This window comes from Roseibium sp. M-1 (genome assembly GCF_054515675.1).
Genome location: NZ_CM137257.1, coordinates 3,997,130 through 4,014,083 on the forward strand (window position 1 = coordinate 3,997,130; position 16,954 = coordinate 4,014,083).

General features: G+C 63.4%; 17 protein-coding genes and 1 riboswitch. Of the genes, 9 read left to right on the forward strand and 8 right to left on the reverse strand.

Features of this window, described 5'->3' with window-relative positions:
• Positions 1-2: 2 nt before the first annotated feature.
• From ACX3M4_RS18060 to ACX3M4_RS18075, 4 genes are all read right to left on the reverse strand, one after another.
• A complete protein-coding gene (locus tag ACX3M4_RS18060; RefSeq protein ID WP_459354374.1) occupies positions 3-1,529 on the reverse strand; it encodes a YifB family Mg chelatase-like AAA ATPase in 1,527 nt (508 codons plus the stop codon).
• A 134-nt stretch (positions 1,530-1,663) separates the two neighbouring features.
• Positions 1,664-1,894 (reverse strand): hypothetical protein, encoded by a 231-nt coding sequence (locus ACX3M4_RS18065; protein WP_459354375.1) that lies wholly within the window; start codon positions 1,892-1,894, stop codon positions 1,664-1,666.
• A 111-nt stretch (positions 1,895-2,005) separates the two neighbouring features.
• Positions 2,006-3,199, reverse strand: a complete 1,194-nt coding sequence (locus ACX3M4_RS18070) for an MFS transporter (protein WP_459354376.1) — start codon at positions 3,197-3,199, stop codon at positions 2,006-2,008.
• A 166-nt stretch (positions 3,200-3,365) separates the two neighbouring features.
• Complete coding sequence (locus tag ACX3M4_RS18075) at positions 3,366-4,217, reverse strand: LysR family transcriptional regulator (RefSeq protein ID WP_459354377.1); 852 nt, start codon at positions 4,215-4,217, stop codon at positions 3,366-3,368.
• A 75-nt stretch (positions 4,218-4,292) separates the two neighbouring features.
• Between ACX3M4_RS18075 and ACX3M4_RS18080 the strand changes: the two genes are divergently transcribed.
• Entirely contained in the window at positions 4,293-5,270 is a 978-nt protein-coding gene (locus ACX3M4_RS18080; protein ID WP_459354378.1) for an NAD(P)H-dependent flavin oxidoreductase, read from the forward strand.
• A 286-nt stretch (positions 5,271-5,556) separates the two neighbouring features.
• Complete coding sequence (locus tag ACX3M4_RS18085; protein WP_459354379.1) at positions 5,557-6,378, forward strand: cyclase family protein; 822 nt, start codon at positions 5,557-5,559, stop codon at positions 6,376-6,378.
• 108 nt (positions 6,379-6,486) lie between these two features.
• On the opposite strand, the gene polA is transcribed toward ACX3M4_RS18085, so the two are convergent.
• Positions 6,487-9,471 carry a DNA polymerase I gene (gene polA, locus ACX3M4_RS18090; protein WP_459354380.1) on the reverse strand — a complete coding sequence of 995 codons (2,985 nt, stop codon included), beginning with the start codon at positions 9,469-9,471 and terminating at the stop codon, positions 6,487-6,489.
• 176 nt (positions 9,472-9,647) lie between these two features.
• A riboswitch (cobalamin riboswitch) is annotated at positions 9,648-9,870 on the forward strand.
• A gap of 33 nt (positions 9,871-9,903) precedes the next feature.
• On the opposite strand from polA, the gene ACX3M4_RS18095 reads away from it, so the two are divergent.
• From ACX3M4_RS18095 to ACX3M4_RS18105, 3 genes are all read left to right on the forward strand, one after another.
• The gene (locus ACX3M4_RS18095) at positions 9,904-10,074 is read left to right on the forward strand and encodes a CbtB domain-containing protein (RefSeq protein ID WP_459354381.1); all 171 of its coding nucleotides are present in this window, start codon (positions 9,904-9,906) and stop codon (positions 10,072-10,074) included.
• Positions 10,049-10,774 (forward strand): CbtA family protein, encoded by a 726-nt coding sequence (locus ACX3M4_RS18100; RefSeq protein ID WP_459354382.1) that lies wholly within the window; start codon positions 10,049-10,051, stop codon positions 10,772-10,774. Before ACX3M4_RS18095 ends, ACX3M4_RS18100 begins: the two co-directional genes overlap by 26 nt.
• A 74-nt stretch (positions 10,775-10,848) precedes the next feature.
• Positions 10,849-11,391 (forward strand): hypothetical protein, encoded by a 543-nt coding sequence (locus ACX3M4_RS18105; protein WP_459354383.1) that lies wholly within the window; start codon positions 10,849-10,851, stop codon positions 11,389-11,391.
• A 3-nt stretch (positions 11,392-11,394) separates the two neighbouring features.
• Here the strand turns inward: ACX3M4_RS18105 and ACX3M4_RS18110 are convergent, their stop codons facing one another.
• The 3 genes from ACX3M4_RS18110 to ACX3M4_RS18120 all read right to left on the reverse strand — a co-directional run bounded on the left by ACX3M4_RS18110 (position 11,395) and on the right by ACX3M4_RS18120 (position 13,779).
• Complete coding sequence (locus tag ACX3M4_RS18110; RefSeq protein ID WP_459354384.1) at positions 11,395-11,754, reverse strand: DUF1636 family protein; 360 nt, start codon at positions 11,752-11,754, stop codon at positions 11,395-11,397.
• 219 nt (positions 11,755-11,973) lie between these two features.
• Positions 11,974-13,005 (reverse strand): acyltransferase family protein, encoded by a 1,032-nt coding sequence (locus ACX3M4_RS18115; RefSeq protein ID WP_459359455.1) that lies wholly within the window; start codon positions 13,003-13,005, stop codon positions 11,974-11,976.
• Between the two features lie 261 nt (positions 13,006-13,266).
• Positions 13,267-13,779: an FxsA family protein gene (locus ACX3M4_RS18120; protein WP_459354385.1), complete on the reverse strand. Its 513-nt coding sequence runs from the start codon at positions 13,777-13,779 to the stop codon at positions 13,267-13,269.
• 234 nt (positions 13,780-14,013) lie between these two features.
• Here ACX3M4_RS18120 and ACX3M4_RS18125 point away from each other — a divergent pair, with 234 nt between their 5' ends.
• From ACX3M4_RS18125 to ACX3M4_RS18140, 4 genes are all read left to right on the forward strand, one after another.
• On the forward strand, positions 14,014-14,742 hold the full coding sequence (locus ACX3M4_RS18125; RefSeq protein WP_459354386.1) for a Tim44/TimA family putative adaptor protein: 729 nt from the start codon (positions 14,014-14,016) through the stop codon (positions 14,740-14,742).
• Between the two features lie 113 nt (positions 14,743-14,855).
• Positions 14,856-15,965: a murein transglycosylase A gene (mltA, locus tag ACX3M4_RS18130; RefSeq protein WP_459354387.1), complete on the forward strand. Its 1,110-nt coding sequence runs from the start codon at positions 14,856-14,858 to the stop codon at positions 15,963-15,965.
• 3 nt (positions 15,966-15,968) lie between these two features.
• Positions 15,969-16,538: a Smr/MutS family protein gene (locus ACX3M4_RS18135; RefSeq protein WP_459354388.1), complete on the forward strand. Its 570-nt coding sequence runs from the start codon at positions 15,969-15,971 to the stop codon at positions 16,536-16,538.
• 4 nt (positions 16,539-16,542) lie between these two features.
• The gene (locus tag ACX3M4_RS18140) at positions 16,543-16,914 is read left to right on the forward strand and encodes a helix-turn-helix domain-containing protein (RefSeq protein ID WP_459354389.1); all 372 of its coding nucleotides are present in this window, start codon (positions 16,543-16,545) and stop codon (positions 16,912-16,914) included.
• The last annotated feature ends 40 nt before the right edge of the window (positions 16,915-16,954 follow it).

Genomic DNA, 16,954 nt, shown 5'->3' on the forward strand with positions numbered 1-16,954 from the left:
CCTCACGCCGCCCGGCGTGACATGTCGTGGCCACGGTAACTCAGGGCCTCGGCCAGATGGATGCGGCCGACCGTGTCCTGGCCGTCGAGATCGGCGAGGGTGCGGGCGAGTTTCAGGACGCGGTGGTAGCCGCGAGCGCTCAACGCGAGGCGTTCGGCTACGTCCCGCAGGAAGGCGAGGCCCTTGTCGTCCGGGCGGGTCATGGTTTCGACCGCGGATGCCGGGGCCTGGGCGTTGGTGCGGCAGGCAAGGCCGAGCTCCAGAAACCGCTGCTGCTGGATGTCGCGGGCGGCCGCGACGCGCGCGGCGACGACTGCGGAGCTTTCGCTTGAAGCCGGGCCGATGAGATCGGCCGCGGTCACGGCAGGAACTTCGATCCTGACATCGATCCGGTCCAGAAGCGGCCCTGAGACCCTTGCCTGATAATCGGTAACGCAGCGCTCGCCCCGGCGGCACTGGTGGCCCGGCTCGCCGGCATGGCCGCAGCGGCAGGGGTTCATGGCCGCCACCAGCTGGATGCGGGCAGGATAGGTGACCCGGTGATTGGCGCGGGCGATCACGGCCTCGCCGGATTCCAGCGGCTGGCGCAGGCTGTCGAGCACCTGGGGATTGAATTCCGGCAATTCGTCCAGGAAGAGCACGCCATTATGGGCAAGCGACACTTCGCCGGGCCGAGCCCTGAGCCCGCCACCGACCAGCGCCGCCATGGAGGCGGAGTGATGCGGCGTGCGGAACGGGCGGCGGTCGGTCAGTTTGCCCTCGGCCAGTTCACCGGCGAGCGAGGCGATCATCGAGACTTCCAGAAGTTCACGCGGGGAGAGCGGCGGCAGGATCGATGGCAGACGGCTGGCAAGCATGGATTTGCCGGAGCCCGGAGGGCCGGTCATCAGGAGATTGTGGCCACCAGCGGCGGCGATTTCCAGCGCCCGGCGCGCCGTTTCCTGACCCTTCACCTCGGCAAGGTCCGGCAACTGGCCGGCATTGCCGTGCAACTTTGCCACCGGACGGCTGAGCACCTGCGTGCCCTTGAAATGATTGGCCAGCTGAATGAGCGAGCGCGGCGCCAGGATGTCCATGTCCTTGTCCGCCCAGGCGGCCTCACCACCGCTCGCCTGCGGGCAGATGAGGCCCTTGGCCAGAGCGTTGGCGCCCATGGCGGCCGGCAGCACGCCGTTGACCGGCGCCAGCGTGCCGTCGAGGCCGAGCTCACCCAGCACCACGTAGCCTTCCAGGAATTCCGCCGGGATCGCGCCGATGGCGGCCATCACGCCGAGCGCGATCGGCAAATCGTAGTGGGAGCCTTCCTTGGGAAGATCGGCGGGCGCCAGGTTGACGGTGACACGCTTGGCCGGCAGGGCCAGACCGGAAGCGGAGAGCGCCGCCCGCACCCGTTCCCGGCTTTCGGCAACCGCCTTGTCCGGCAGGCCGACGACGTTGAAGAGGACATTGCCAGGCCCGACATGGACCTGCACATCCACCGGCACAGCCTCGATACCCTGAAACGCAACCGTGGTGACGCGGCTGACCATACATTGTCCTCTACTTCCAGATGCGCCTAAGCCAAGCACATCTGGCAGGCAGGTGCAAGAACATATAAAGAACAAACAGTCTGCCGGCCGGGAAAGTCAAAGGAGACCGGCACCCCACTCCGGCCGCGGGGGTATCAGGACACAAGAACATACGAAGCCTGGTTTTCGTGAAACGAAGCCCGGCGGCGGACAAGCACCGCTTCCAGGTAAGCCGGCATCTCGAAATCATCGCTCAGGGTCAACCGGTTGGCCTCCATCCAGCCGGACACAAGTTCCAGCAAGCGGTCCGGGTCTTTTTCATAAAGGGCCCGGCAGATCTCCATGTCGAGGGTCCTGGGGGCATCGTCAGAAGGGGGAAGGGTCATAGGTCCAGTCACAAAATCAAAACAATCAATACGTGCTACAACCATGCCTGCAATTTTCGCGAAAGGCCAGCAGATTGACAAAACGCAGCGGGGCCCGGCCCCGGCACGCCGTCAGGGTGCCCGGCCGTTCCTTTCCCGCACATGGAACCCTGCCAGGGCGCAGCAGAGAAGACCGGCGGCGAAAAACAGCGCGGAATGACCTGCAACCGGGATCAGAAAACCGCTCAGGACCGGTCCTGCCCCTTGCCCGAGGGATATCAGGAAAAAGGTGAAGCCGAAGCCGACGGACGGTGCCTGCCGGAAGATCCGCATGCTCCACATGCCGTAGAGCGCCGTCAGCACGATGAAACCCGCGCCGAAGGCGGCCGCGGAGAGATAAATGCCGAGCCGTGTTCCGACGAGCAGCGGCAGCGTGGCGACCGCGGCGCCGACCAGCATCGTGAGCAGGCGGTAGGCGAGCGCAAGGCCCAAGCGGTCCGCGAGCCCTCCGGCAAAACAGCCGCTCACACCGGCGATGCCGAGCACGATCCAGAACATGATGGCATCGCGCGGATTGCCGGTGAGGAGCGTCAGCAGCTCCACCGCATAGGTCCAGTAGACGGCGGTGACGATGCCGAAGAGAAAGGCGGAGACGAAGAGGCCCCGGGCCGCGCGGTCTTTCAGGATGCCGAGAGGCATCCGCCGCGGTCCGGCACCAGGCTCCCGGCGGCGGCGCGGCAAGGCCATGTAGTTCCAGGCCGTCACGGCGACTGCAAGACCTGTGAAGGCCATCCAGGCCAGGCGCCAGTCGCCGGCCGCATAAAGCGCGAGCGGACCGGCAAGGGCAACGCCGAAACCGGTACCCGAATTGATCCAGGCATAGATGCCGTTCTGCCGGGAGGGGTCCGTTTGCCGGACGATCACGTCGGAAAATGGCGGATAGGCAAGACCGGGGCTGGTGCCGGCGACGAACACGCCGGCCGCCAGCATCAGGGGGCTTGTCGAGACGGCGATCAGCGCCATGCCGGCCGCTGCGGCAAGGCCGCCGAGCAGAATGGGCAACCTCGGGTCAAACAAGGTCGACAGCCAGGACGCGGCGAAGGTCGCGGCGAGATAACCGAGATAGGAAAGACCGGCAATGAGCCCGATCATCTCGGCCGACAGCCCGAATTCCTGCCGGATCTCGGGCAGGAACAGGCCGAAACAATAGCGCGCGAGACCATAGGTGACCGCCACGATGGCAAGACCCGCGGCCGTCAGGCTGCGGGTCCGGGTCAGGATCGGCTCACAGGCACCAGGCGCGCCGGAAACGATGTTCTTGGTCATCCTTCAGGGTCAAGCCGCATTGTCACGATTGCCGGTCGCCTGCCGGAATGACAGGCTGGCGGAGGCGAGTTTCAGGAAGAAGTTGGAAGCTTGCAAGCTTCTTCCGCAGGTTGAGCGGCACTTTTTTCGCCTGACCGGTACGAGGCAATCCGGATCTGTAGAAGGTCTAGGAGAGGTCCGCCTGCCCTTCGCCGAGAACCACCAGCAGCTTCCGGTGGGCATCGACGGGCGCATGGTCTAGCCGCCACACCAGATAGGTGTCCACATCCCGGAATGGCTTGGGAAGCGGTTCCAGGTGCAATTGATCCGCGTTGCGATACCCCCGGACGGCGCTTTCCGGACCGACAGCAAAGCCGAGCCCGGCTTCGACGCAGCCGAGAATGCCTTCCAGCGTGCCCATTTCGGTCACCTGCGTGTCGCTGCGGCCAGCACTGCCGAGCCAGGCGAGGGCGGCAGCGCGATAGCTGCAGCCGTGTCGGAAGACAAGTAACGGGTCCCGGGTGGTTCCGGCGGGGTGGCGCGCGCAGACAAGCTCTTCGGAGAAGGCCCGTACCGCGTGAAAGCGGCTTTCATCCACGGGGCCTGCCACGAAAGCGGCATCGATCTTTCTGTCCCAGACCTTCGCCAGCAGATCCGCGGTTGGTCCCGTCGTCAACGACAGCGGTGCGGAGCTTTCGCGTTTCAGGCGTTTGAGCACACCCGGCAGGCGCACCGCCGCCGTCGTCTCCATCGAGCCGAGACTGAGTGGGGCCCCGGTTCCCGCAGCCTCCAGCAACTCCCTCTCGGCGGCGGCGAACTGATGCAGAAGATCAACCGCACGGCCATGCAGCTGTGCACCGAACTCCGTCAGCCGCGCCCCGGTCTTGTTGCGCTGAAAGACCTTCTGGCCGAAGTGTTCTTCCAGGCGGCGAATACGCGACGTCACGTTGGACTGGACACAGTGGAGCGCCTGCGCGGCCGCGGAAAAGGACCCGGTATCTGCAACGGCGACGAGGGTTTTCAAGAGTACGATGTCCATGATATCTAAAATAGTGATATTATTTTCTGCTATCAATCATTTTTCATAAGACTTCATCCATGCCAGTCTTGAGGCATGGACCAGCTTCTCGACACCCGCTTCACCCGCCGTTTCGATATTGCCCATCCGGTGATGCTTGCTCCGATGGACCGGATTTCCGACGGCCATCTAGCCGCAGCCGTTACCCGCGCGGGCGGTTTCGGCGTGATTGGCGCCGGTTACGGCGATCCGGACTGGATCGATGCTGCATTTGCTGCGGCCGGAGACCTGCGGGTCGGCATCGGCGTGATCACCTGGAGCTTTCTCAAGAAGCCAAAGCTCCTGGACAGGATCCTCGATCATCGCCCGGCGGCGCTTTTCGTCTCCTTTGGCGACGCGGCACCGCTCATCGCCGAAGCGAAGGCCCGGGACATTCCAGCCATCTGGCAGGTGCAGCGCCTCGACCAAGCCGAACAAGCCCTTGCGGCCGGTACGGACATGATCGTCGCCCAGGGCCAGGAAGGCGGCGGCCACGGCATGGACCGGGGACTGTCCGCCCTTCTGCCCGCCGTACGGGATCTGGCCGGTCCGGACCAGATCGTTCTTGCCGCGGGTGGCCTTGCCGACGGGCGCGGCCTCGCGGCTGCCCTGTTGCTTGGCGCGGACGGGATCATGATGGGCACCCGGTTCTGGGCGAGCGACGAAGCCAACGGGTCCGACGCGGCCAAGGCGGCGCTGGTCAAGGCGCGCGGCGACGACACCGCGCGTTCCAGCGTCTTCGATGTCGCACGCGGGCTCGACTGGCCGGCGGAATTCACCGGACGGGTGGTGCAGAACGCCTTCTCCCGGCCCTGGCTGGACGATCCGGCGGGGCTGACGGGCGCTGCCCATAAAATTCAGAAGACCTATGCGGCAGCCGATCCGGACGACTTCTCCGTCCGCGCCCTGATCGCCGGCGAGTCGCTCGATCTTGTCAGGGACGTGCGACCCGCCGCCGATATCGTGTCTTCCACGGTCAGAGATGCCGCCGATTTATTGTGCCAGGCGCCGGCCTTCCTCGCGAAATCCGGGTGAGAGGGCAGTGATGTCAAGGTTACTTCCCCTAGCAGAGGCAAAAGATCTGCCGCTTGAAAATTTCACTGTGCCAAAGGGGCAGGAACGTTTTCCCGAACTCCCGGCACTGCTGTCGGCGACAGATGCCAAGCCAAGTTCCGGACAGACCAATCAATGAGCTCCGCTGCTTCGGCCGGCGGTTGCCGGCCTGCGACTGTGCGCCGGTGGTGAATTCCTGATACCATGGCCCTGGTGTCCGGTCGCAAAGGAAGGGAAGGACCGGTTTCCATAAACCGGAGGGGTTTCCATGTGCGATCTATGCGTCATCAGTTCGGTCAAGCAACGTATGCTGTCTCGTCGTGATTTCTTCAAGGCAAGTGCAGCGGGGTCCGGCGTTGCCGCCGCTGCCGCGCTGACCGGCACCATGCCGGCCATGGCTCAGGCGCCCGCGCGTATTGCCGATATGACACACGAACTTTACCCCGACTTCCCGACCTTCGGCGGCAGTTCGCAGTTCGAGATGAAAAAGATCTTCGACATCGCCAAGGACGGCTACAATCTGTTTGAGTTGCGGGTCAACGAACACACCGGCACCCATCTGGATGCACCCTTGCATTTTTCGGCCGACGGCCAGTCGGTGGCCGAAATCCCGGTCGAGAACCTCGTTGCGCCATTGTGCATCGTCGATATCAAGGCAAAGGCGGCGGAAGATCCGGACGCGCAGGTGACGCCCGACGATCTGAAGGCCTGGATTTCCGCCAACGGTGACATTCCCGAAGGCGCATGTGTCGCCATGAATTCGGGCTGGGCCGCGCATGTGGCGAGCGACATGTTTCGCAATGCCGATGCCGACGGCGTCATGCACTTTCCCGGCTTTCATGCCGAGGCGACGCAGTTGCTGATGGAAGAGGCCGATGCCGTCGGAATCGCGGTCGACAGCCTGTCGCTGGATCACGGCATGTCACAGGATTTCGCCGTGCATTATTCCTGGCTTCCAAGCGGCCGCTGGGGGCTGGAATGCATCGCCAATCTCGATGCACTGCCTGCAAGCGGCGCTACGCTTATCGTTGGCGCGCCCAAACATCGTGGAGGCACAGGTGGCCCTTCGCGGGTGTTGGCGATGGTTTAAGCGGCTCCGGAATCGCGGCATTCACCCGGATCCGGGTGAATGCCTCAAAGCTAGCCGGTCTTGGAGTTTTTGAGCCTCTCATGAGCGTTCTCTTGAACGCACGATGCCTTAATGCGCCTCGTCCCAATTGTCCGCGGCACGTGCATCGACCTGCAGCGGCACGGAAAGCCTCAGCGCCGGGTCGCAGGCGTTTTCCATCACGTCCCGGATGACCGGGATGGTCGCCTCCACCTGCTCGTCCGGAACCTCGAAGATCAGTTCGTCGTGCACCTGCAACAGCATCTGCGCGTCGAGCTTCGAATGGGCGAGCTTGTCTTCCATCCGCACCATGGCGCGGCGGAGGATGTCGGCAGCCGAGCCCTGGATCGGGGCGTTGATCGCCGCGCGTTCATAGAAGGCGCGGTGGTTGGGGTTGTTGGTGTTCACCTCCGGATAATGCGCCTTGCGGCCGAAGATGGTGGTGACATAGCCGTTGGCATGCACCTGCTTCTTGGTCGCTTCCATATAGTCTCGAATACCCGGGAAGCGTTCGAAATAGGTCTTGATGTAGTCGCCCGCCTCACCCCTTGAAATGCCGAGCTGGTTGGCAAGGCCGAAAGCGGAAATGCCGTAGATGATGCCGAAATTGATCGCCTTGGCGCGTCGGCGGACCATCGGATCCATGCCTTCGATCGGTGTGCCGAACATCTCGCTCGCCGTCATGGCGTGAATGTCGAGACCGTCGTCGAAGGCTTTTTTCAGCTGCGGAATGTCCGCCATGTGGGCCAGCACACGCAGTTCGATCTGGCTGTAGTCGGCGGAGATCAGCTTGTGGCCCTTGGTGGACACGAACGCCTTGCGGATCTTGCGGCCTTCCTCTGTCCTGACCGGGATGTTCTGCAGGTTTGGTTCCGACGAGGAAAGGCGGCCGGTGGTGGTGGCCGCCAGCGCGTAGGACGTGTGCACCCGTTTGGTCTCAGGGTTGATGTAGCCGGGCAGGGCGTCCGAATAGGTGGATTTCAGCTTGGAAAGCTGACGCCAGGAGACGATTTTTGACGGCAGCTCGTGGCCTTCGGCCGCCAGATCCTCCAGCACCTGGGCCGAGGTGGACCAGGCGCCCGTCTTGGTCTTCTTGCCGCCGGGCAGGCCCATCTTGCCGAAGAGAATGTCGCCGAGCTGCTTCGGTGAGCCGATGTTGAAGCTTTCGCCGGCGAGCTCGTAGATCTCCGATTCCTGCGCCGCCATTCCTTGCGCGAATTCGCCGGAAAGCCGCGACAGCATCTGCCGGTCGACGGAAATGCCGCGCTTTTCCATGCGCGCCAGCACCGGCACCATCGGCCGTTCCAGCGTCTCGTAGACGGTCGCCATGTGATCGGACGCCAGCCGCGGCTTCAGGATCAGCCACAGGCGCAGGGTAACGTCGGCATCCTCGGCGGCATAGGCGGTTGCCTTGTCGATCGCTACCTTGTCGAAGGTGATCATCGACTTGCCCGAGCCGCAGACTTCCTTGAAGGGGATCGGCTTGTGGCCGAGCCAGCGCTCGGAAAGTTCGTCCATGCCGTTGCCGCCCTTGCCGGCATCGACCGTATAGGACAGCAGCATCGTGTCGTCGTAAGGCGCGATGTCGACGCCGTGGCGGGTCATCACCAGCCAGTCGTATTTGAGGTTCTGCGCGATCTTCAGGACCGAACGGTCCTCCAGCATCGGCTTCAGGACTTCGATAGCATCCTTCAGCGGGATCTGGCCCTCGATCAGGCCGCCGCCACCAAGCAGATCGCCCTCGCCGTCAACATGGGCAAGCGGCACATAGCAGGCCTTGCCCGGCTCGGTCGACAGCGACAGGCCGACGAGATTGGCCTGCATGGCGTCGAGGGACGTGGTTTCGGTGTCGAAGGCGACATAGCCCTTTTCATAGGCCGCCGCGCACCATTCCTTCAGGCGCTCGAGGCTTGTCACCGTCTCGTAGGCGCCGGAATCGACCGGGATCGCGCGCATGGCCTCGACGCGGGCATCGGCCACGGTCTGCGGCACCATCAGGCCGTCGTTCCCCGGCGCGGCATCGCCCGGCGTCCTGGCAGCTTCCGAGCCGGCGCTGTCGCCGCCGCGCTCCACCATGCGGCCCTTGTGGTCGGGCGTATCCCAGCCCGGCACCTGGAAGTCGGCCGCCTCGACATTGGTCAGTTCCGCGCCGGTCATTTCCGCAACGCGCTTGGTCAGCGTCGAAAAGCCCATGGCCTTCAGGAAGCCGACCGCCTTCGGCCCGTCGACCTCCGTCACCGACAGGTCGCCGACCGGTACCTTGACCGGCACGTCCTGCTTCAGGGTTACAAGTTGTTTCGAGATGCGTGCCTGATCGGCGAACTCGATCAGGTTCTCGCGCCGCTTGTTCTGCTTGATCGAACCGGCATTGGCGAGCAGGGATTCCAGGTCGCCGAATTCGTTGATCAGAAGCGCGGCGGTCTTGAGGCCGATGCCCGGCACGCCCGGCACGTTGTCGACGCTGTCGCCGGCCAGCGACTGCACCTCGATAACCTTGTCCGGGCCGACGCCGAATTTTTCGAAAACCTCAGCTTCACCGAAGATCTTGTTCTTCATGGTGTCGATCATGCCGACCTTCGGCCCGATCAGCTGCATCAGGTCCTTGTCGCCCGAAACGATGGTGACCCGTGCGCCCTGAGCGGCCGCCTGGACGGCATAGGTCGCGATGAGGTCGTCGGCCTCGAAGCCTTCCTGTTCGATGCAATGCACGGAAAAGGCCCGTGTCGCCTCGCGGATCAGACCGAATTGCGGCACGAGATCTTCCGGCGGTTCCGGCCGGTGGGCCTTGTATTGCGGATAGATCTCGTTGCGGAATGTCTGCCCCGAATGGTCGAAGATCACCGCGAAATGGGTCGGCTCGTCGCCTTCTTCCGGGGTGAGGCCCTCCTGCAGCAGCTTCCACAGCATGTTGCAGAAGCCGGAGACCGCGCCGACCGGCAGCCCGTCGGGCTTGCGGGTGAGCGGCGGCAGCGCGTGATAGGCGCGGAAGATGAAGGTGGAACCATCGACCAGAATGAGGTGGTCGTCAGCGGTGAGGGCGGGGGAAGAGCTTTGCGTCGACATGGCGCGGATCATGCCCGCAGCCCGCCCTTGAGAAAAGTCCTAAAGGAAAAAATTCGGGGCTGCGTCCACCGCCATCGGCGCCCCCTCATCGAGGGTTGCGGGCAAGGCCATTTGCAGTGCCGTCTTCCGGCAAGACCGCTTCGGAACGGAATTTGTCGGAATCGACCTTTCGCAGGCAAAGCAAATAGGCCATTATGGAAAGGCTTGGTTTTCCACAGCGGCACAAAGTGCCGGGAAACGAACAGGGAATTCGGATACGGCGTACCCAACTCGGGCGCCGGGTGCCGAAGCCGCCCCCGCGACTGTATGCGGAGAGTGCCGACCATCGATGCCACTTGCGTTAGACGCAGGGAAGGCGGTCAGGCGCTGCGACCCGCGAGCCAGGAGACCTGCCAGGCAAAGGCCAACCCCGGCTGTCGGGTGTGACAGCAACGAGGACACGACATGACTGCTCTGACTTCAAAAGCCACTCTCTCCGTTTCCAAGATCCTGCCGCTGGCTTTCGCCGCGATCCTGGGCCTCGGCATCATCACCATCACCGGACACGTGCAGGCCGGCGCCCTGCATGACGCGGCACACGACGTGCGCCATGCGACCGGCTTCCCCTGCCACTAAGATGCTGACACGATTGCTGACCAGCGGCCTGTTCGCTGGCGCTGCAGCAGGGCTTATCGCGGCTCTTCTGCAGCTTTTCTTCGTGCAGCCCGTGCTGCTTCATGCCGAGCTTTATGAATCCGGCGAACTGGTGCATTTCGGCGCGGCCGCCGTCAGTGCGCACCAGGATCTCGGCGGCTTCGACGCCGTTCGCGACGGGCTCAGCGTCATCTTCACCATGCTGACTTATACCGGCTATGCCTTCGCGCTTCTGGCGGCAATGGCACTTGCCGAAATGCGCGATGCGAAGATCACAGCCCGCAGCGGCCTCATCTGGGGCCTCGCAGGTTTCCTGACCTTCCACTTCGCGCCGGCTTTCTCGCTGCCGCCGGAAGTGCCGGGGGTTGCCGCCGCAGATGTCGGTATCCGGCAGGTCTGGTGGTGGACGACGGTGGTGACGACCGGTGCGGGCCTTTGGCTGATTGCCTTCGGCCGCAACTGGCTCGCCTTCGGCGCGGCCGCCATTCTCCTGCTGACACCCCATGTCGTCGGCGCGCCTGAGCCGGATGCCTTCACCGGGCCGGTGCCCACTGAAATCGGTGCGCTTTTTGCCAGCCGGGCTCTTGGGGTCGGCATGGCCGCCTGGATGCTGCTCGGCTGTTTCGCTGCCTATTTCTGGCAGCGCGAGGGCGCCCGGGCGGAAGCGGCCCAGACGGCCTGATCCTGTCACCGGACTGAAACGAACCGGGAGGAACCTCTGTTCCCCCGGTTTTTCAATGTGATAACGGAAAACTCATGGAACGCTCCCTAGTTCTCTTTGCCATCGGCCTGATCTTCGGCGGTGGCATCGGTTTTGTCGTTGCAGCCGGCAACGGCGTCACCTTTGACGGGCACGACCACAGCACCGGCCACGCCGCGAACCACGTCATGCCGGCACCCAACGATCCTGCGGCCGGACAACCGGCCGAGCACACAAAGGCGCATGCAGGCGGCCATAACCACGACATGCTGGTCTCGCTGCCCGCGGGACCCAACGCCCCGACGCTGGACATCTCGCTGGAACCGGACCCGGTCTCGGGCTGGAACCTGCACATACTGACGGAAAACTTCACCTTCGCACCGGCTCATGCCGGACTGGCGGATGTCCCTGGTGAAGGACACGCGCATATCTATGTCAACGGCGAGAAGGTCGCCCGGGTCTACGGGCCCTGGTTCCACGTGCCCGCCCTGCCGAAAGGCGCGGCCATGGTCGAGGTAACGCTGAACGCCAACGATCACAGCACACTGGCGATCGACGGTGACGTGCTGAAAAAGTCGGTGATGATCAGGTCCGAATAAACGTCAGCCGTGTCCGGGTTTCAGGGCCGGGATACGCGCCCGCAGACAGAAGCGGAGACGCCCGCAGGGCCGGGCGTCCTCGATCCAGCCGTCCTCGGCATCGAGGAACACCCGGCCGGTCGCGATGATATCATCGATATCGACTGGAAAAGAAACGCCGGAAAAAAGAAAGGTTGCGCGGCCCTCGCCTTGAAACGCGACCGAGACCGGCTCTTCGCAGGCTCCCATGCAGTCGACCGTGGCAACAGACAGATCGCCCGCAAGACCCGCCTCCTGCAGGGCCGCCTTCAGCACTTCCAGCATATCTCCGCCGCCTTCCGGCTCACTTGTCCTGCAGGTACGGCAGACCACGATACGGTTCATCTGGAAACGGTCGCTTTCTCTTAAAGCGTGTCGCGTTCATTTGAACTCACGTGACCCGCTTTATCTCTTTCTTGACGCATGTCGTATTGCGAAAATCGAAATCCACTTTTTCGCGACGTGCTCTCATCTGACGAAAATCCGCTGCCAGCTTTCGACGTGGCTGCGGATACAGCCCGGCTTATAGAGGCTTCCAATGCGGAAGTCAGGACATGTTCCGGACTATTCCGCCGCCTGCGTCCGGCGTTTGCCTGCAAACGTCCCGCTGAGATACGCCCAGGCGGGGCGCCGGAACAGGAACCAGCCGATGCCCGTGCGCCGGATCAGCCAGAACAGGAGCATCGGAGCGACGACGGCAAAGGCGGTCACGACCAACGCCATCGTGCCGATGTCGAGGAGACCGATATCGAGAAGGATGACCCGCATCAGGGCCATCGGGAAGAAGAAGGCGAGATAAATCACGATCGAATTTTCGCCGAAGTGCCTCAGGAAACCGAGCCCGCCCGATTTCACGATCAGCGCACTGGTGAGGATGATGGCCGCCGCGCCGGTAGCCCCCAGGACCAGGGCAACGACGGGCAGCTGCGACCAGCCGAGATATACGAGGCCGCCGTTAACCAGCCCCCAGACGAGCAGATAGGCGAAGCTGACGCCGATGCGCTCGCGCGCCCATCCGGCCAGCCGGAAGATCTGCGGCGCAAAGACATAGCCGGAATAGAAGAAGACGAAACGGGCGGCGAATTCATCGATCAGCAGCCAGCCGGTGTCGATCGGCGCGATCTGCAGCACGATGCCAATCGCGAGCACCAGTTGCCAGGGAATACGGTTGTCGTGGGCCAGTTTGGAGACGACGAAGAAGATCGGCAGCATATAGATGAACCAGAGCGTGCCGAAGGGCTCGATGAAGCTGAAGAGGTAAAATTCCAGCGCACCGCGCGGGCCGAGTTCGTCGATAAAGACCGGCGCCTTGACCGCGAACTGGATGCTCATCCAGAGCAGATAGAAATAGGCGAAATGCACGACCTTGCGGTCGAGATAGAGTTTCCAGCCGCGATCGATGACATTCGACAGGAAGAGACCCGAGATCAGGAAGAAGTCCGGCATGCGGAACGGAGCAGCAAAGGCCACGATGGCGTGCATCCAGCCGGTTTCGCCAGCGGCCGCTTCCACGCCCAGCACGGAATGCATCATCACGACGAAGACGATGCAGATGCCCTTGGCGGTGTCCACCCAGTCGACGCGCACAGCGCTCATTCCCGATTGCCTGTTCCGTGTCTGGATCAGCGGATGCACAACCGGCACCGGTTGAGCGTCCAAAAGCTGATCGATCTTAACGCGGTAGAGCATCTTGTGTGCGTTCTCCTGAACGGACGATGCTCTAGCTCATGTCTGGCCGGCGCCCGGCTTCGGCCGGGCGGTATCGAATCGCGGCGAGACTAACCATACCTTGTAAAAAGAACGCATACACCAATTGTCACAACTTGGTGACCGGTTTCCGTTTCCGCAACGAGCCTGTTACGGCTTGGCACCGCCGGAGCCGTCCTGCCAGGGGCTGAAGCGCGGCTGGCTGTCGCCACCTGCCGGTCCATCCTTCTTTTCCGACCAGTCGGCCTCGTCGAGATCGACCACGCCGTCCTGGGGCCGCCTCTTGCCGGTACCGCCTTCGACGATGACCACGTTGGACTTGGAAATGATGAACCGGGCAAGCGCTTCGCGCACCGGCGGAATGAACAGCAGCAGGCCGATGGCATCGGTGACAAAGCCCGGAATCAGCAGGAGAATGCTGGCCAGGACGATCATTGCCCCCTGCATGACCTCATTGCCCGGAGAGCGGCCCGCGTCGAGTTCCTTCTGCATGCGCATCAGCAGCGACAGGCCCTGCTGGCGCAGCATCAAGGTGCCGGCCACGGCCGTGACCAGTGTCAGCAGGACCGTCGGCAGGACGCCGATCAGACCGCCCACCCAGATGAAGACCGCAATCTCGATCAGGGGCAGCAGAAGGATTGCGGCAATGATATAAAGTCCCACGGGACCTCCAACGTCTGATAAGCTGTTTGGGTATAAGGTAGACATTCACTGCCAAAAATGCGAGCAGGCAGTCGCGGAAAGACGGGCTTGACGAAGAATCAGTCTTGCTCTTGGGTCTGGATGCTGGTTCAAGGACCCCCTAAATAGGAAATACATGACCTTGCGCGCGGGGCGGTGCTCACCTTACGGACGGGAGCGGCTCTTGAGCCTTACAAAGGGTAGCCGGAAGTTACGATGAACGAGATTTTTGACCCCTTGAACCTCCTCCTGCTGGGCCTTGCGGTTTTCATCCTGTTCAGGTTGCGGTCCGTGCTGGGCAAGCGCACCGGCAATGAACGCCCGCCCTTCGATCCCTATTCCAAGCCGGAACAGCCGCGTGACCGTGCGAACGGCAACAGCTCGGACAACGTGATCCCCCTGCCGAACCAGAGCACCGACGAGCTGGAACCGGTGGAAACACAGGGTGCGGGCGGCAATGTGGTGATCGACAAGGTCGCGCCGGCAGGCTCCGCGCTCAACAGCGCCCTGAAGCAGATCCTTTCCGTCGACCGCAGCTTCGAGCCGGAACCCTTCCTGGAAGGCGCGCGTGCGGCTTATGAAATGATCGTCATGGCCTTTGCCGACGGCGACAAGAAGGCGCTCAAGAACTTGTTGTCGCGCGAAGTCTATGAAGGCTTTGTCACTGCCATCGACGACCGTGAAAAACGCGGCGAGACCATCGAATCCACCTTTGTCGGCATCGACAAGGCCGAGATCGTGGAAGCGGCGCTGAAAGGCCCGACCGCCCAGGTCACGGTCAAGATCCACAGCCAGCTGATTTCCGCGACACGGGACCGGGCCGGCGAAGTGGTGGACGGCGATCCGGCCAAGGTGACCGAGGTGATCGATATCTGGACTTTCGCGCGGGATACCACGACCCGCGATCCGAACTGGAAGCTGGTTGCGACCGAATCCGCCGACTGACCATGGTGCGGGGGAAGCGGTATACGCGGCCCGGGCCGGCCTTCCGGCTTGACGCAGTTTTAAAGGGCGCGGCTGTGGCCGCGCCGCTTTTTGTTTCAGGAGCTGCCTCCGCCATGGCGCAAGCCCCGCAGATCCCGGACCGGTTCGACGAAATCTCCTTCACCGCTCTGGCAGGCTGGCAGAACGACGACCACGCGGCAGCGCTGAAAAGCTTCCTGCGCCTGTGCCGGAAACCCGAAATCCTGGAGGCAAACGGCCTGCTGCCCCGGCTCTCCCGGCCCGAGCAGCAATTTCTTTGCCGTGACGCGGAAGAGGCGGCGCTCAAGGGCGCACCGGACGCGCGCCGGTTTTTCGAGACCCATTTCCGCCCCTACCGGATCACCCGGAAAGGCTTCGTCACCGGCTATTTCGAGCCGGAGCTTGCCGCCTCGCGGGTGAAAACGGCGGACTATTCCGTACCGCTCTTGAAAAAACCCGACGGCCTTGAACCTGTCACCGGCGGCAACCGGCCGCAGGACTGGCCCGCCGACCTCAGCCATGGGCGGCGCCAGGACGGGATTTTGAGCGAAATGCCCGACCGCGGCGCGATCATGGACGGCGCGCTCGATCCGGAAAAGCTTGAGCTGGTCTGGCTTGCCGACCCGGTCGATGCCTTTTTCGTCCATGTCCAGGGTTCCGCCCGGCTGCGCCTGAGCGACGGATCGGTCATGCGTGTCGGCTATGCCGGCAAGACCGGCCATCCCTATACCGGCATCGCGAAGCTCCTGGTGACGCGCGGCGAGGGCACACCCGAGGACTTCACCATGTCGGGTCTCCGGCATTGGCTGGAAGACCATCCGGATCAGGTCGATTCGCTTTTGCGCGAGAACCGGTCCTATATCTTTTTTCGCGAGGCCGACGAGATCAGCCCCGAGGACGGTCCCGTCGGCGCAGCGGGCCTGCCGCTGACGGCCGGCCGCAGCCTTGCCGTCGATCCGGCCTTCATGCCCTATGGCGCTCTGGTTTTCGTGGCTTCGGACATACCTGACCCCGCCGGCAAGGGCAGCCCCTTTGCACGGCTGATGGTCGCGGACGACACTGGTTCCGCCATCAAGGGTCCCGCCCGCGGCGACATTTTCACCGGATCCGGAGACCTTGCCGGCGCTTATGCCGGCGAGATCCGCCATGCCGCGGATTTCACTGTCCTGGTGCCGGCCGGCGCCATTGCAGCGGCGGCCGACTGAGCGATGGCGCGGCGGGGAAAAAAGGGCGCTCTCTCTCCGGAAGACCGGGAATTGTGGGGCAAGGTCACCAAGACGCTGACACCGATGCATCCGGAGCGGGTGCAGGAACTCAAGGCGGAGCTGGAAAAGCTGCAGGCCGCAGACCCGGAACCTGCCGCGAAAACACCCAGGACCGCGACCGCGATCCAGGCTCCGGCCGTTGCCAAAAAGTCCGCACCTCCGCTGCCGCTGCACCAGCTCGAACACCGCTATCGCCGCAAACTCGTGCGCGGCGTCAAACCCATCGATGCGCGCATCGACCTGCACGGCCTCACCCAGCACCAGGCGCATGACCGGCTGCGCGGTTTCCTTGTCCATGCCCAGGCACGCGGCTGCAAGGTGGTGCTGGTGATCACCGGCAAGGGTGGCGACGAGACGCGCGCCTATATGGACGAACGCGGTATTTTGCGCAGAATGGTGCCCCAGTGGCTGGCGCTGCCCGATCTCCGGTCCGTGGTGCTCGGCTATGAGGAAGCTCATGCCAGCCATGGCGGCACCGGCGCCCTTTACGTGCGCATTCGAAGGAAAAGGTAGGACCGTGACCCCGCTTGGCGCAAAGATCCGGGAACTGAGACTGAAACGGGGCGTGTCGCTGAAGGAGATGGCGTCGGCCCTTTCCGTTTCCAGCGCCTATCTTTCGGCACTGGAACACGGCAAGCGCGGCAAGCCGACCTGGTTCCTGGTGCAGCGGATCATCACCTACTTCAACGTCATCTGGGACGAGGCGGAGGAAATCCAGCGCCTCGCCGAGCTTTCCGATCCGCGCGTCACCATCGACACCGCCGGCATGGACCCGAAGGCAACGGAACTCGCCAACCAGCTGGCGCTGAAGATCGGCGGTCTCTCCGAGGAGTCCCTCGGCGGCCTGCTGCACCAGCTGCGCGTGGCGGCGGCGAAGGACGGGGTTTAGCACAACCGGACCAGATGCCCGGGTTGTCATCTCGGTTTGG